This is a genomic window from Streptomyces sp. R11, assembly GCF_041051905.1.
Classification (GTDB): domain Bacteria; phylum Actinomycetota; class Actinomycetes; order Streptomycetales; family Streptomycetaceae; genus Streptomyces.
Map to the genome: position 1 here is coordinate 6,914,806 of NZ_CP163432.1, position 14,065 is coordinate 6,928,870.

12 protein-coding genes are annotated in these 14,065 nt (G+C 69.7%); all 12 read left to right on the plus strand.

The window, feature by feature from the left end; genetic code table 11:
- Positions 1-1,215: 1,215 nt before the first annotated feature.
- The 12 genes from AB5J55_RS31875 to AB5J55_RS31930 are packed head-to-tail and all read left to right on the plus strand — an operon-like array spanning position 1,216 to position 14,056.
- Complete coding sequence (locus tag AB5J55_RS31875; protein WP_369273908.1) at positions 1,216-2,481, plus strand: acetyl-CoA carboxylase biotin carboxylase subunit family protein; 1,266 nt, start codon at positions 1,216-1,218, stop codon at positions 2,479-2,481.
- Positions 2,478-3,734: a biotin carboxylase gene (locus AB5J55_RS31880; RefSeq protein ID WP_369273909.1), complete on the plus strand. Its 1,257-nt coding sequence runs from the start codon at positions 2,478-2,480 to the stop codon at positions 3,732-3,734. Before AB5J55_RS31875 ends, AB5J55_RS31880 begins: the two co-directional genes overlap by 4 nt.
- A 5-nt stretch (positions 3,735-3,739) precedes the next feature.
- Positions 3,740-4,432, plus strand: a complete 693-nt coding sequence (locus AB5J55_RS31885; RefSeq protein ID WP_369273910.1) for a cyclase family protein — start codon at positions 3,740-3,742, stop codon at positions 4,430-4,432.
- Between the two features lies 1 nt (position 4,433).
- On the plus strand, positions 4,434-5,825 hold the full coding sequence (locus AB5J55_RS31890) for an anthranilate synthase component I family protein (protein WP_369273911.1): 1,392 nt from the start codon (positions 4,434-4,436) through the stop codon (positions 5,823-5,825).
- On the plus strand, positions 5,822-6,403 hold the full coding sequence (locus AB5J55_RS31895) for an aminodeoxychorismate/anthranilate synthase component II (RefSeq protein ID WP_369273912.1): 582 nt from the start codon (positions 5,822-5,824) through the stop codon (positions 6,401-6,403). Before AB5J55_RS31890 ends, AB5J55_RS31895 begins: the two co-directional genes overlap by 4 nt.
- 14 nt (positions 6,404-6,417) lie before the next feature.
- On the plus strand, positions 6,418-7,449 hold the full coding sequence (locus AB5J55_RS31900; protein ID WP_369273913.1) for a phenazine biosynthesis protein: 1,032 nt from the start codon (positions 6,418-6,420) through the stop codon (positions 7,447-7,449).
- The gene (locus AB5J55_RS31905; RefSeq protein ID WP_369273914.1) at positions 7,450-8,784 is read left to right on the plus strand and encodes an aldehyde dehydrogenase family protein; all 1,335 of its coding nucleotides are present in this window, start codon (positions 7,450-7,452) and stop codon (positions 8,782-8,784) included.
- The gene (locus tag AB5J55_RS31910; protein ID WP_369273915.1) at positions 8,781-9,473 is read left to right on the plus strand and encodes an SDR family NAD(P)-dependent oxidoreductase; all 693 of its coding nucleotides are present in this window, start codon (positions 8,781-8,783) and stop codon (positions 9,471-9,473) included. Before AB5J55_RS31905 ends, AB5J55_RS31910 begins: the two co-directional genes overlap by 4 nt.
- 47 nt (positions 9,474-9,520) lie before the next feature.
- Positions 9,521-10,567 (plus strand): 3-deoxy-7-phosphoheptulonate synthase, encoded by a 1,047-nt coding sequence (gene aroF / locus AB5J55_RS31915; RefSeq protein ID WP_369273916.1) that lies wholly within the window; start codon positions 9,521-9,523, stop codon positions 10,565-10,567.
- Positions 10,564-11,655, plus strand: a complete 1,092-nt coding sequence (gene thiO / locus AB5J55_RS31920) for a glycine oxidase ThiO (protein WP_369273917.1) — start codon at positions 10,564-10,566, stop codon at positions 11,653-11,655. The genes aroF and thiO overlap by 4 nt, the downstream gene beginning before the upstream one ends.
- A complete protein-coding gene (locus AB5J55_RS31925; RefSeq protein WP_369273918.1) occupies positions 11,652-13,046 on the plus strand; it encodes an MATE family efflux transporter in 1,395 nt (464 codons plus the stop codon). The genes thiO and AB5J55_RS31925 overlap by 4 nt, the downstream gene beginning before the upstream one ends.
- On the plus strand, positions 13,043-14,056 hold the full coding sequence (locus tag AB5J55_RS31930; RefSeq protein ID WP_369273919.1) for a 3-oxoacyl-ACP synthase III family protein: 1,014 nt from the start codon (positions 13,043-13,045) through the stop codon (positions 14,054-14,056). The genes AB5J55_RS31925 and AB5J55_RS31930 overlap by 4 nt, the downstream gene beginning before the upstream one ends.
- Positions 14,057-14,065: the final 9 nt, after the last annotated feature.

Sequence of the window (14,065 nt, forward strand, 5' to 3'; positions counted from 1 at the left end):
CCATGGAGAACGGGTCCCGGCGGCCGGACAGAACAGTCGCAGGACGGCTCAGCAGGGCGTCGGTAAGGACCTGAGCCACGGCCACCGGACCCCGCTCCGGGCATCGATGTCAGACCCCTGATCGCGTGGGACGTATGTGGGACGGACACCTGTGGAACCCCGGTTTCCGCCGGTGACAGTCGAGTGCTCCCCACTCCGCGGAGGGGCGGAGTCCGATTTGCTGTGATGATCGGATAAATGGCTCAACCGCGGAAGCGTGATCCACTGACGGTGCGTCAGTGGTGCCCCCGGCAGGGGCTCGAGACCTGCGGCCAAGCGGATAGAAGGCGCTTGGCGTGTCCAATGCGTCCCTGACCTGCACGAGCGGCTACGGAGCACCACCAGTCGCCAGCGGGCCGGACCCCGCCTGCGGCCGCGGAGAACAGGGAGTGGCCGCCTGCCTCGACATGACCGCAAGGCAGGAGGGTCAGGTCGCCGCCGGCCCGGTGGCGGGGTGCCGGTCCGGCGGTGGCCTGCCGATTGAACGGGGCGGCGCATGTGCGCGCCTGCGCCCAGGGCTACGGGCCCGTCGTGGGATCCGGGCTCGACGGCGCGGCCGCTGTCGAGGCTGGGCCCCGACGGCGACGGCCGGGATTGCGGGACGGTCGCCCGCGTGTCGTGCCCGTCGATGCTGCCGCTGGAGAGGCGAGAGTTTTCATTAGCAAACGCAATTGGAAAGCCGTCGGCCTCCTTGCGGGCGGTCATGTGGCCCGGGTCGCGGCGACGGTTTCGAAGGGGGTCGGTGGGCCGCGCCCGGAGGCGGGGCGGAGGTCTGTGTCGACGTGGCACTGGTCGAAGACGAGGTTCTCGGCAGGGGCAGGGATGCGGGCCCACGCCGGCGCCGGAACTCGAGTGCGTCGTTCCTCTTGTGCAGAACACGGGTTTGGTGAAACGGAGTTAGGCATCAGAGCCAGGCAGTCCGGGCTCCCCGCGCAACCCCGGTCGCGGCGAGCGCCAGTCCGTCAGAGGGTGGACTCGGGGCGACGGCAGTCCGAGTGGATCATGGAAAAGTCGGGTGTGGTGAGCCGCTGTCACGACCGCCTCGATACGCGCCTGAAGGGGCCGGTTTGATCTTGAATCCGGAATGATCGGTTCACGGATTCGTTGCTTGCGGGATTGATCAATCCCGGTATACCTTTCGCGGCGCAGTGATGATCACTACGGGGGGGGGGCTTCGTGGATCGAAGATCTGAAAGATGCGCGACGGCTGCGTCGGACCAGGGCCATGTGGTGGTCATCCATCGGTGGCGGGCGGAGTACGTCGACTACGCGGCGGTGCTCGACCACACCGTCAACCGCGTCAGTTACATCACGACCGAGGTCGGTCTCACCCGGGTCCCCGATTTGGCGGCAGGTGTCGAGGTCGTCGCGAACACCGACGACCTCGTGGCGGTGCGCCGGGCGGTCTCGGCGCTGGCGGAGCGGCACGGGCCACCTCGGCGGATCGTCGCGCTGAAGGAGGACGATCTGCTGACGGCGGCGACGCTGCGGGCCGAGTGGGGATGCGAGGGAACACAGCCCGATCAGGCGTTGCGATTCCTCGACAAGCTCGTGATGGCCGAGGTCGTTGCCGCCCGCGGTCTTGCGGTGCCTGCGCTCGCGGCGGTCGACAGCGCCGACGACGTCCGCGCCTTCGCGGCGGAGCATGGTTGGCCCGTCATCGTCAAGCCGCGGATCGGCAGCTCCAGCGACGGCGTCGCGCGGTTGCAAGGGCCGGCCGACGCGGAAAAGATCGACTTCACCGAGCGGCCGATGCTCGCCCAGGTCTACAACCCGCACCCGATCTACCACGTGGACGGGGTGTATCTGAACGGACGCCTCGCCGCCTTCCGCGCTTCCCGGTACGTCAACAACTGCCTCGACTTCCGAACCGGCGACTATCTGGGATCGGTCGAGGAGGACCGCCCGGTGATCGTGTCGGCGATCGGCGCCGCCGCGGAGCGCTTCGTCGGCGCCTTCGACACCGATCCGCTGGTGTTCCACCTCGAGCTGTTCGTCGCGCCGGCAGCTGCCGCGGGCGAGCCGGAGTGCACGTTCCTCGAGGTCGGAGCTCGGGTGGGGGGCAGTGAGATCCCGTTCCTGTGGCGGGAGGTCCACGGGTACGACCTGATGGCGGCGGCGCTCAAGCTACAGCTGGGCGAGCCCCTGGACTCGCCGGTGCTGAAGAACGACGACGTTGCGGGCTGGCTGTTGGTGCCGTCGCCGGCGCGGCGGCCCTGCCGTATCACCGAAGTCACCCCGCTGAGCGGGCGGGTCCCCGGCTTGTACGCCGAGGCGCTGTTGGGCCAGGGCGAAGTGCTGCCGTTGGCCGACGCCTATTACGAGCACGTGGGCGGCCGGTTTCGGTTCCGAGGTACCACGAGCCGGACGGTCGAGGAAGCCATCCAAGTTGCCGCCGCTGACTTCCGTATCAGCGCCGAGCCGGTGGGAGACATCGCATGAAGCATGTCGTATTGGTCGATCCGTACGCTCCCGCGCGAGGATTACCGCCCGCGTTCCTGGAGGCGGGTTATCCCTGTGTTCGCCTGCAGAGCACGGCGGAGGTCCCGGAGGTGTACCGCGGTCCGCTGGATCTCGGCGACTACGTCACGAATGTGGTCCACCGGGGCGATATCGAGGACACCGTCCGGCAACTGTCCGCGTACCAGCCGGTTGCCGTCATCACCGGCAGCGAACTGGGAGTCGAACTGGCTGACGAGATCAGCGAGTTGATGGGCCTGGACACCAACGGCGCCAAGCTGAGCGCCACCAGGCGGGACAAGTTCCAGATGATCGAGCAGGTGGCGGCGGCTGGGCTGCGGACGCCGCGGCAGGTGCACGTGACCGACGAGGCGGAACTACGCGCGTGGCACCAGGAGGTCGGTGGCCGGATCGTGGTCAAGCCGCTGCGCAGTGCCGCCGGCGACGGCGTCACGTTCTGCGACGGTCCCGACCAGTCCGCAGCCGCACTTGCGGCGATCATGGGGCGGGAGAACATCTTCTCGCTGCCGAATCTCGGCGTGGTGGCGCAGGAGTATCTCCTGGGCGCGGAATACATCGTCAACACGGTGAGCCGTGCCGGGCGACACCATGTCACCGACATCTGGGGATCCGGTCGGCTGTCTGTGAATGGGATCACAGACCTGCTGGTGGAAAGCGTCCTGTTGGAGCCGGACGCGCCCGGTCTTGACGCGTTGACCGCGTATGCGTTTGCTGTATTGGACGCCCTCGGTATTTCATTCGGTCCGGCCCACCTGGAGATCAAGATGACTCCGGACGGCCCTTGCCTGGTCGAGATCGGCGCGCGAATTTCGGGCGGCGAGTTGCCCTACTTCGCGGCCGAGGCGATCGGCGAATCACAGCTCGACTGGACCGTCGACTGCTATGTCCGCCCGGAACGCTTCGATGCGCGCTGCGGCACGCCGTACCGGCTCAAGCACTATTTTGCCTGGTCGGCGCTGGCTTCGCCGTACCGCGGGACGCTCGTCTCCTATCGGGGGCTCGAGCAGATCGAGGCCTTGCCGAGCTTCCGCGCGAAACGGACTCTCGTCGCGCCGGGGAGTGCCATACAGCCCACCGTGAATGATCTGACCTATCCGCTCACCGTCACGCTGCACCACGAGTCAGACGGTGTCCTGCAACGGGATCTGAACACGATCAGATATCTCGACGGGGCTGGCTTCTACAACGTAGACCACCACCAGCAGAACGGCTGAACAAAATGCGTATTGTCGACCTGACCCACGGATTTTCCGAGGGCATGCCTTCGTATCCGGCGGACTGGTTCCCGCCCTTCTCGTTCGACCGGGCAATGACGCCGCAGACGGATCCGTACGGCACGAACCGTACGTTCTCCACGCTGCACATCTTTCCGCACAACGGCACGCACATCGAATACAAGCTGCATTTCTATCCAGGGACCGAGGGCATTGAGGACGTCCCGCTCGAGACCCTGATCGGCCGTGCGTGCGTGGCGGATCTGTCGCACAAGGGTGACCTGGAGCCGGTGACGGCCGAGGATCTGGACAAGGCCGTGGGCGACCTGTGGACGCCTGGGGACCGCCTCCTCATCCGCACCGACTACCTGCGCCACAACTGGGGTGCCGCGGACTACTGGGACCGTCCGCCGTACATGACGCCGTCGGCTGCGCAGTGGGCCATCGACAACGGCGCCGTCCTCGTCGGATTCGACTGCCTGACCGAACGTCCCGGTGATGCCGAGTCGCCGGTGCACCACGCGCTTCTGGCGGCCGACATTCCGATCTTGGAGTACGTGGCCAACCTGCACGATCTGGAGCAGTCGGTGGTCCAGCTGTTCGCCCTGCCGATCAAGGTGGCCGGCGTTGAGGCAGCGCCGGCCCGTGTGGTGGCGGTGGAGTACGCCGACGCGGCCGTTCCCGTGGCGGGTCGCTGACATGGCCACCACCGTGGAGTCGCCCGGATTCCTGCGCAGCGGGTTACGCCCCGGCGATGTCGTGCATCGGTACGAGCTGCGTGGACCCGACGTCGACGCGGTCCTCGCGGCGGCCGCACTGCGCGGCTCGGACCGGATCATGCTCAGCTGCCGGGCTTCGGAGGCGGAACCGGTCGTGCTGCTCGCGGTCGGTGAGCTGGCTGTCGCCCGTCGGGTGGGGCCGGAGCGCGATCTCTCGGCGCCCGCTCCGGTCACGGCGGCGATCGACTTTCTGTGCGGCCTCGAGTTCGCGTCCGGCGCGGCGCTAGACGAACGCAGCTGGTACGGATGCATCGGGTACGACGCGGTCACCGACTTCGAGTGGCTGTCGCTGCAGTCGACGAGTCTGCCGACCTACGACATGTTCCTGCCGGAGGTGTTGATCCGTTTCGACCGGACCGGGACCACGGTGGTCGGCCGGGGCGCCACGGCGTCAGCGGCCCGGAGCGCCGCTGAGCGCGTCGAGCGGGTCCTCCGGGATGCCGAGGAGTTCCCGGAGACGCCGGCACGGGTCGGCGTGGGCACCTTCGGACACGGGGTGGACGAGTACCTGGAGGCTGTGCGCAGGGCGAAGGAGTACATCCTGGCCGGCGACATCTTCCAGGTCGTGCTGTCGACCCGGTATTCGGCGCCCGCCGAGGCGGACGGCCTGACGGCGTACCGGCGGTTGGCGGAGTTCAACCGCTCGCCTTACCACTTCTACTACCGCAGCGCCGAGTTCGAGGTCGTCGGTGCGTCGCCCGAACCGTGCGTCACCCTCACCGATCGTGACGTTCTCATTCGGCCGCTGGCCGGAACGCGTCCCCGGGGCGCCGATCGCGCTGCGGACCTCATGGCTGAGCGGGACCTCCTCTCCTCGGAGAAGGAGCTGGCCGAGCACCGGATGCTCGTCGACCTGGCCCGCAACGACCTCGGGCGGGTCTGTACGCCGAGCACCGTACGGGTGCCGCGCCTGATGGAGGTCGAGCGCTACTCCCATGTCATGCACCTGACTTCGGATGTGCGCGGGCGGCTCCGCCCTGGCTGCCGCACCGACGATCTCATTCGCGCGAGTTTCCCGGCCGGCACCATGACCGGTGCTCCGAAGGTGCGGGCTATGGAGATCATCGACGAACTCGAGCCGGTCGGACGCGGCTTGTACTCGGGCGCGGTCGGATCGTTCGGCGTGAGCCATGCCGACCTGTACCTGACCATTCGCGCACTCGTCATGCATGAGGGCGAGGTCCATCTGCAGGCCGGCGGCGGGATCGTCTACGACTCCGATCCCTTCGCCGAGCGGGAGGAGTGCGTGGCGAAGCTTCGGGCCGCCGCCCGCGCCGTCGCCGTCAGTCTCGGATCAGGGGTTCAAGCGTGATCGTCATCATCGACAACTTCGACTCCTTCGTCTACAACCTCGCGCAGTACATCGGCCAACTCGGGCACGAGTGCCGCGTCGTGCGGAACAACGCAGTGACTGTGGACGAAATCGCCTCGCTGAACCCGAGCCTGATCCTCATCTCGCCCGGCCCGGGCGGGCCGCAGGACGCGGGCATTTCACTGGAACTCATCCGTGAGTTCGGCCGTCGGGTGCCGATCCTCGGGGTGTGCCTCGGGCACCAGTGCATCGCGGAGGCGTTCGGCGCGCGCGTGGTCCGGGCGGCACTGCCGATGCACGGCAAGCTCAGCCCCGTTTTCCATCAGGGAACCGGCGCCTTCGCCGGGCTGCCGAGCCCGCTGGACGTGACGCGGTATCACTCGTTGACCGTCGACCCGGCGTCCCTGCCGGATGAGCTCGTCGTGACGGCTTGGACCGACGCCGGCGAAGTCATGGGACTGCGACACCGCGACCTGCCGATCGAGGGCGTGCAGTTCCATCCGGAATCCCTGTTCACCGAGAAGGGTCTCGACATGGTGGCGAACGCGCTGAAGGCAGCCGAGCGGGTGACGGCATGACCGGAGACAAGGACATGACGAGGCATCTTCAGGACACCCTCCAGTGGCATTTCAGCCCTGAGACCGGGTCGCCGTTCTGGCTGAAGCGAAAGGAGAGCCTCGGCTTCGACCCCCTCCGCGACGTCAACGAGTTCGCCGATCTGCGGAAGTTTCCCGACCTGAGCGACGAACTGCGTACCGTCCCGGTCGACGACCTGATACCGGCCGGCTCGGCCGCCAGCCCGTTCGAGGTGTACGAGTCGGGCGGCACGCTCGGCGTGCCGAAGCGCGTCGTCGAGCACCGGTCCCGGCTGGAGGGCGTGGACTGGGTCGAGACCGTGCTGCCCGCGTTCGGCGGTGCCGGCCACTGGCTGCACATCGGGCCGACAGGGCCGCACATCGTCGGCCGCTCCGTGCGTCGGCTGGCGCAACTGCGCCGGTCCATGTTCTTCACGGTGGACTTCGATCCGCGGTGGGTGAAGCTGCTGATCCGGACCGATCGGCGGCCCTTGGCCGACGAGTACATTCAGCATGTCCTCGACCAGGTCGAGACCATCGTCGAGTCGCAGGACATACGGGTCCTGTTCATCACGCCGCCCGTACTGGAGGCGCTGTGTGCGCGCCCGAAGCTCTACGGCATGCTGGCCGACCGCGTCACCGGCATCATCTGGAGCGGCACCAGCATCAGCAGCACGTCTCTGCGGTTGCTCCAGACCGAGTTCTTCCCGCGCGCCGAGGTGCGCGGAATCTACGGCAACAGCCTGATGGGCATCGCGCCGCAGCGGCCTCCCGAGCCCGGCGACGCGCATCCGTGCGTCTTCCGGACCTTCCAGCCCCGGTCGGTCGTCGAGGTGGTGGACCCGGACACGGGTGAGCGGGTGGCGCCCGGCGAGCGTGGCCGCGTCCTCGTGCACCTGCTGACGAAGGATCTGTTCCTGCCCAACGTGATGGAGCGCGACACCGCGGTCCGGATCGCCTCGGGCCGGCCGGGCGACGGCGACGACCTCGCCGACGTGCAGCCCTTCCGCCCGGCATCCGGTGCGAAGGTGATCGAGGGCGTGTACTAGATGAGCCCTTCGATTCTGCAGCCGCTGGTCGGCGGCGAGACATTCGCCTGCGACGAAACCGCCGACCTGCCCGGCGTCGACGGTGCGCCGGTGGCCCGTGTCGGAGTGTCTCCGACCCTCCTGCTCCAGCTGGCTCTGCGGCGCCTGCGTGGCGCGGCCGTCCCGTCGGCGGTGTTCAGCCGGGCGGGTGAGCTGTTCGCCGAGACCGAGCTGGCCGGTGAGTCGGCCGACGAGTACCGCCGCCGTGTGGTGGCCGCCACGGGCCTGCCGTACCGGGTCGTGAGCGACGGTCTGCGCAGCGTCCGCGACGGCCTGGCCCAGCTGGAGGAGAGCAACGCGCGGCAGCTGCCGGCGCCGGCGGCCCGGGTCCGCTGGGTGCCGCGCGGACAGAGCCTCGGGATCGTGACCCCGTCGAACCATGTCGACCCGCATCTGACGTGGGCCCGGGCGCTGTCGCTCGGTTACGGCGTGATCGTGCGGCCGGGGACGCGCGACCCGTTCACGCCGTTCCGGCTCGCGGCCGCTCTCCTGGCGGCCGGGTTGCCGAAGCACTGCCTGTCCGTCCTGCCCGGTTCCCACGATCTGGGTGAGCGGCTCCTTGCCGAGTCCGACCTGGGCATCGTGTACGGCGGGCCGACTGCCGTGAGCCGATGGGCGGACCACCCCCGAGTCCTGACGCGAGGGCCCGGCCGGAGTGCCGTGCTGCTGGACCAGTCGTTGTCGCCGGACATCGTCGACGCGCTGGCCCGCTCCGTCGCCGCGGACGCGGGCGTCCGCTGCACCAACACGTCGGTGATCCGCACCAGCGAGGATCCGGCGGAGGTGGCCGACGTCCTGGCGGCCCGTTTGGACCATGCGCCGACTCTTCCGGCGGCTCATCCCGACGCCGTGCTGCCGACGGTCTCCGCGGAGCAGGCCGCGCAGCTGCGTCGAACGGTCGCCGGCCTGGAACAGGCGGGCTTCCGGCGCCACTCGGCCGACGATGGTCCGGTCGCGCTGCCCGACGGGTCGTACGCCGCGCGCCCGGTCGTGCTCAGCACATCCGACCCTCGGCATCCGTCCATCGGCACCGAGTTGCCGTTCCCCTTCGTCGTCATCACGCCGTGGTCGGCCGCCGATGGTCTGGAGCCGTTCGGCCCGACGCTCGCGTTGTCGGTCTTCAGCGACGACCTCGGCCTTCCCTCGGCCGCCCTGGCGGAGCCGCGGATCCGACGAGTCGTGGTCGGCGGGCTGGCCCCCTGGACGAGCGGGCCGGAGCTTCCGCACGACGGCAGTTTGACCGGCTTTCTGCTGGAGCCGAAGGCGTTGCTCTCGGACAAGGAGCCGACCGGATGAAGCACGTGGTGGTCACCGGAGCGTCCGGAGACATCGGCACCGCTGTCGTGGCCCGTGCCCTGGCCTCGGGAGCGGAGGTCCTCGCCCAGTTCCACACGCGGCCCCCGGCCGTTTCACACCCGTCGCTCTCGACGGTCCGGGTGGATCTGACCCGCGACGACGGTCCCGCCGAGCTCGTCGCGGCGCTGCCGTGGCAAAGCGTGGATCTGCTGGTCAACTGCATCGGCGGGGCGAGGCCGACGCGGTACGCCGACCTGAGCACCGCGGCGTGGCGGGACTGCATGCAGCTGAACGTCGAGGTGCCGTTCGCGGTGACGCGGGAGCTGCTGGCCGCGCTGTCCGCGGCAGCCGGTGCGGTCGTGAACCTGTCGAGCGTCGCGGCGTTCACCGGCGGAGCGTTCGGTCCGCACTATGCCGCCGCCAAGGCGGCCCTGGTCGGCCTGACCCGATCGGCTGCCCGTGAGCTCGGCGACCGGGGGATCCGGGTCAACTGCGTCGCGCCGGGGCCGGTCGCATCGTCGATGACCGACTCGCTCCCCGCCGACGTTCTCGCCGGCCTCCTGGCCGCCACCGCGTTGCGGCGGGTGGTGACGCCGGACGAGGTGGCCGACTCGGTCTTCGGGATCGCCGCCGCCACCGGCGTCACCGGACAGACGTTGGTCGTCGACGGCGGCCGGTTCCTGCACTGAGCTTGTTCGAACCCACATCAGGTGTCCCACCTCTGAAAGGAGTCTCGGTGCTGCTTGTCTGCAGGGCTGCCGACGAAGAAGCGGTGCGCGAGCGAATACACGCCCGCGTTCCGGCCGCGCACGGCACGACCATGTGCCGGCTCGGTGATCAGCTGCTGGTGTACGTGCCGGGCGATCAGCCTGCGCCGGCCGAGGTGCTGCACGAGTCCGGTCTGGTGCAGCGGGTGGTGACCGACCACTCCGACGTGCCGCTGACCGACCGGGCGGCCGCTCCGCTCGGGTCCATCGTCAGCCTCGGCGGGTCGGCGACGGTCGGCGGTGTCGACTTCGCGTTGATCGCGGGGCCCTGTGCGGTCGAGAGCTATGAGCAGCTGTCCGCCTCAGTGGAGATGGCGAAGGCGGGCGGCGCCGTGGCGCTGCGCGGTGGCGCCTACAAGCCGCGGAGCTCCCCCTACAGCTTCCAGGGGCTGGGGGACGAGGGCCTGCGGATCATGTCCAAGGTCAGGGCGGAGTCCGGCCTGCCCGTCGTGACCGAGGTCGTTGACGCGGAGACGGTCGACCTGGTCGCCGAGCATGCCGACGTGCTCCAGATCGGCACCCGCAACGCACAGAACTTCACCCTCCTCAAGGCCGTCGGCCAGGCCGGGCGGCCGGTACTGCTCAAGCGCGGGTTCGGATGCACCGTGAGCGAGTGGCTGCAGGCAGCCGAGTACGTGCTCGCCGCCGGGAACCCCAACGTCGTGCTGTGTGAGCGGGGGATCCGGAGCTTCGAACCGGCGACACGGTTCACGCTGGACCTGAGCGCGGTGGCGGTGGTCAAGCACAGGAGCCATCTCCCCGTCGTCGTCGACCCCAGCCACGGAGTCGGCCACCGCCATCTGGTCAAGCCGCTCGCGCTGGCGGCCGCGGCGGTCGGAGCCGACGGGTTGCTCCTCGACATCCACCCCGACCCGCCGTCCGCGCTCTGCGACGGCGCTCAAGCACTCGACCGGGAGCGCTGGTTCGACCTCGCCGGCGCGCTGGCGGACGTCCTCACGAGCCTGGGGCGGGGCCTGACGATCGGTGAGCCGGATCCGGCCGGGCACGCCGCATGACCGGGCGTCCGGATGTCGCCGTGATCGGCGGCGGAGTCATCGGCCTCGCGGTGGCGTGGCGCTGCGCTCAGCGCGGGCTCGACGTACACGTTTTCCACGACGAGATTCCCGGCACGGCCTCCGCGGTCGCGCCCGGCATGCTGGCGCCGGTGAGTGAGGCGGATTTCCCCGATCCCGCCCTGCTGGCATTCGCCCACGAGGCCCGTCACGGTTGGCCCGCGTTCGCGGCGGAACTCGCCGCCGCGAGCGGGATGGACCTCGGGTACTCGGCCGACGGTCTGCTGCTCGTCGCCCACGCCGTGGAGGACCGCGCGCGGCTGGCCGCGATGTACAGCTTCCGGGAGGGCTTCGACGCCCCGTGCAAGAGTCTGGACGCCGACGAACTGCGGGCCCGGGAGCCGCTGCTCTCGGCCGAGTGCCGAGGCGGCGGTTTCGCCACCGAGGACCACCACGTCGACGCGCAGCGGGTCCGCGAGGCCTTGCGCGCCGCCGGGCAGGCGCTCGGAGTCCGCTACGTCGACCGGCGGGTCCGCTCACTCGACGAGGTCTCGGCCGGCTCGGTGCTCGTCGCCACCGGGGCGTGGTCGCCCACGCTGCACGAGTGGCCGGTCACGCCGGTCCGGGGCCAGGTGGTGCTGCTGCGGGATCCGACCGGCGGCCCCGGACTCCGGCACGGCATCCGCGGCGTGGTGCGGGGAGAGCCGGTCTACCTGGCCGGCCGGGACGGCCACGAGACGATCGTCGCCGCGACGCTGGACCACGCGGGCTTCGACGTGCGGCCCTCGGCGCGGGCGACCGATGCGCTGCTGCGCAAGGCGGTCGCGCTCGTGCCGGCGCTGGCCGGCCACGAGGTGGCGGCGACGCGGGTGGGCCTGCGGCCCGACACCCCCGACCACCTGCCGATCATGGGACGCATCCCGGGCCGCTCCAGCGCCTTCGTCTGCACCGGGCACTACCGACACGGCTTCCTGCTCGCACCGGTCGCGGCGGACCTGATGACCGCGTTGATGGTCGGCGGCACCGACGGAATTCCGGCGGCATTCGCACCTCAACGGTTCCGATCAACGAAGGAAAGCGCGTCGCGATGACAACTTCACCTGTGGAAACGAGCCCGCCGACGAAACGCAGGCCGGTGACGGGATGGCTCGACCCGGCACGTCTGCTGAACGTCGCCTGGCCCGTCTACATCGAGCTCATGGCGGGTGTCATCGCCAGCATCATCACGGTCGTCTGGATCGCGAAGCTCGGCGGGCCGGCGCTCGCCGCCGTGACCGTGGGCGCCACGCTCGAAAACGTGCTCATGAGCGTCATCCTGGCGGTCAGCGGCGGCACGACGATCGTGCTGTCGCGCGCCGTCGGCGCGAGCGAGTACGGGCAGCTGCGCTCGGTGCTGCGCGCCGCGTTCCGCATCACCCTCGGCGTCACCGCGGTGATCTGTGTGGTGCTCTTCGTGCTGAGGGAGCCCCTGGCGAAACTGATCCTCGGTTCGGACGAGGCGTCGGCGGTTAGGCTGTCGGTCGACTTCCTCACCATCGCGGTGCCGGGCATAGCGGTGTTCTACGGCCAGCACCTGGTGGACAGCACGTTCAAGGCCAACGGCGACACGCGTACGCCGATGCGCATGGCCATCCTGTCGAACGTGATCCTCGTCGTCGCCGACCCCATCCTCATCTACGGGTGGCTGGGCGCCCCGAAGCTCGGCGTCGCCGGCGCGGCCCTGGCACTGGTCGCGTCGCGCGCGGTCACACTGGCGGTGACCTGGTGGCTCTACCGGCGGTCTCCGCTGGTGCGCGAGATGAGCGCCGCTCCCGACGCGTCGGCAGCCTCCGGACCGGGTCCGGTCCGCGAGATCCTCCGGGCCGGCGTGCCGCTCGGGGTGGACTTCCTGGTACGGATGGCCGCCGGCATGCTGATCGTCGGAGTGGTGGCCCGTTTCGGCACGGACGAGGTCGCCGCGTACGGGACCGTCACGCGGACGCTCCTGTTCCTCACCATGGCGGCGTACGCGATGCGGCAGGCGGCCACCATCGTCGCGGCCCAGGCGAACGGCGCCGACGACGACGTGCTGATCGCGGCGAGCCGCTCGTCGTCGGTGCGGCTCGGCATCGCCTGGTCCCTTCTCGGCGGCCTGTTGGTGCTGGTCCTCGGCGGCTTCGCGGTGGACGCGGTCACGGGCGACGCGGCGATCCGTTCCGCGGCCTACGGCCAGATCCCGTGGCTCGCGGTCTACATCACGCTGCTGCTCTGCAACGTCACCTTGAGCGGCATCTTCCTGGGCGGCGGGCAGGGCAAGGCACTGGCCACGTCCACCACGGCCGGTGCGGTCCTGCAGCTCTGCCTGGCACCACTGCTCGTCCTGACTCCCCTGGGGCTGACGGGGGCGTGGATCGCCATGATCATCAACGCCGGTACGCAGACGACGGTTCTTCTCGTGCTGGCGGTCCGACAGACCAACGAAACCAAGGAAGTTACGGCATGAACGCGCCCGTGGCACTCGGCATCGAGTCCCTCGCCCACGTTCTGGGTGAGCCCTGCGACGTCGCCGAGACGGCCCACTCCTACGTCGACGACCCCGACCGGGTGATCCGTTGGGGGTACCGCACCTTCCATCGGGCCGCACCGGGCGTCGGTCAGACCCGTATGGCGGCGGACGCCGCCCGTCAGGCCCTTGACGCCGCCGGCCTCTCGGCGTCGGACATCGACTACCTGGTGGTCGCGGACAGCGGAGTCCCGGAGTACCTCAACTGGGACGCCTCCGCGGCGGTCGCCCGCGAGCTCGAACTGGGTACGACGCCGACCCTGCTCGCCACGCAGGGGTGCGCCTCCGCGGTGACCGCACTCCAGCAGATCGCCGGGCTCATGGCGGTCAGGGACGACATCCAGCGTGTCCTGCTGGTCGCGGTGCACCGGGTCAGCGAGACGCACATCAACCGGATGCGCAACAACACCTGCCTCGGCAGCGACGGAGCCGCTGCCGCGGTGGTCCGGCGCGGACACGGCCGGCTGCAGTGGCTTGCGACCGACCAGATCGTGGACCCGCGCTACGTGGACTTCTTCCGGGTCGAGTACGGCGGCAGCGCGGCTCCGGCCGGCGAGAACCTCAAGGTGGATCAGATGGCCCTGGTCCACCAGCACTTCCGTCGCGAACCCGAGCAGCTCGCCCAGTTCGTCAAGGACGTCGATCACCAGGTGGCCGCCGTCGTGGAGCGCGCCTGCGAGCGGGCCGGCGTGTCGTCGTCCGATATCAAGCGCCTGATCTATCTGAACGACAACCAGCATTCGCTGGCCGGCGTCGCCAAGGCCACCGGGATTCCGCTGGAGAGGACGAACGCGGCGCTCGCCGCCGAGCTCAGCCACGTCGGCTGCGCCGACCAGCTGATCTGCCTGAGCGTCTACGACTCCCGGGACGAGCTGGCACCCGGCGACCTCGTGGCTCTCGCCGGCCTGTCCGGGGGCATGCAGTGGTTCTGCAGCCTCGTACGGGTCTGAGGCGGGGTG

What these genes read in the sequence shown, in the direction of transcription:
- AB5J55_RS31885 (WP_369273910.1), top strand. Translation starts at nt 3,740, where the DNA reads ATGCGTATTGTCGACCTGACCCACGGATTTTCCGAGGGCATGCCTTCG.
- AB5J55_RS31890 (WP_369273911.1), top strand. Translation starts at nt 4,434, where the DNA reads ATGGCCACCACCGTGGAGTCGCCCGGATTCCTGCGCAGCGGGTTACGC.
- thiO (WP_369273917.1), top strand. Translation starts at nt 10,564, where the DNA reads ATGACCGGGCGTCCGGATGTCGCCGTGATCGGCGGCGGAGTCATCGGC.
- AB5J55_RS31910 (WP_369273915.1), top strand. Translation starts at nt 8,781, where the DNA reads ATGAAGCACGTGGTGGTCACCGGAGCGTCCGGAGACATCGGCACCGCT.
- AB5J55_RS31925 (WP_369273918.1), top strand. Translation starts at nt 11,652, where the DNA reads ATGACAACTTCACCTGTGGAAACGAGCCCGCCGACGAAACGCAGGCCG.
- AB5J55_RS31930 (WP_369273919.1), top strand. Translation starts at nt 13,043, where the DNA reads ATGAACGCGCCCGTGGCACTCGGCATCGAGTCCCTCGCCCACGTTCTG.
- AB5J55_RS31880 (WP_369273909.1), top strand. Translation starts at nt 2,478, where the DNA reads ATGAAGCATGTCGTATTGGTCGATCCGTACGCTCCCGCGCGAGGATTA.
- AB5J55_RS31900 (WP_369273913.1), top strand. Translation starts at nt 6,418, where the DNA reads ATGACGAGGCATCTTCAGGACACCCTCCAGTGGCATTTCAGCCCTGAG.
- AB5J55_RS31905 (WP_369273914.1), top strand. Translation starts at nt 7,450, where the DNA reads ATGAGCCCTTCGATTCTGCAGCCGCTGGTCGGCGGCGAGACATTCGCC.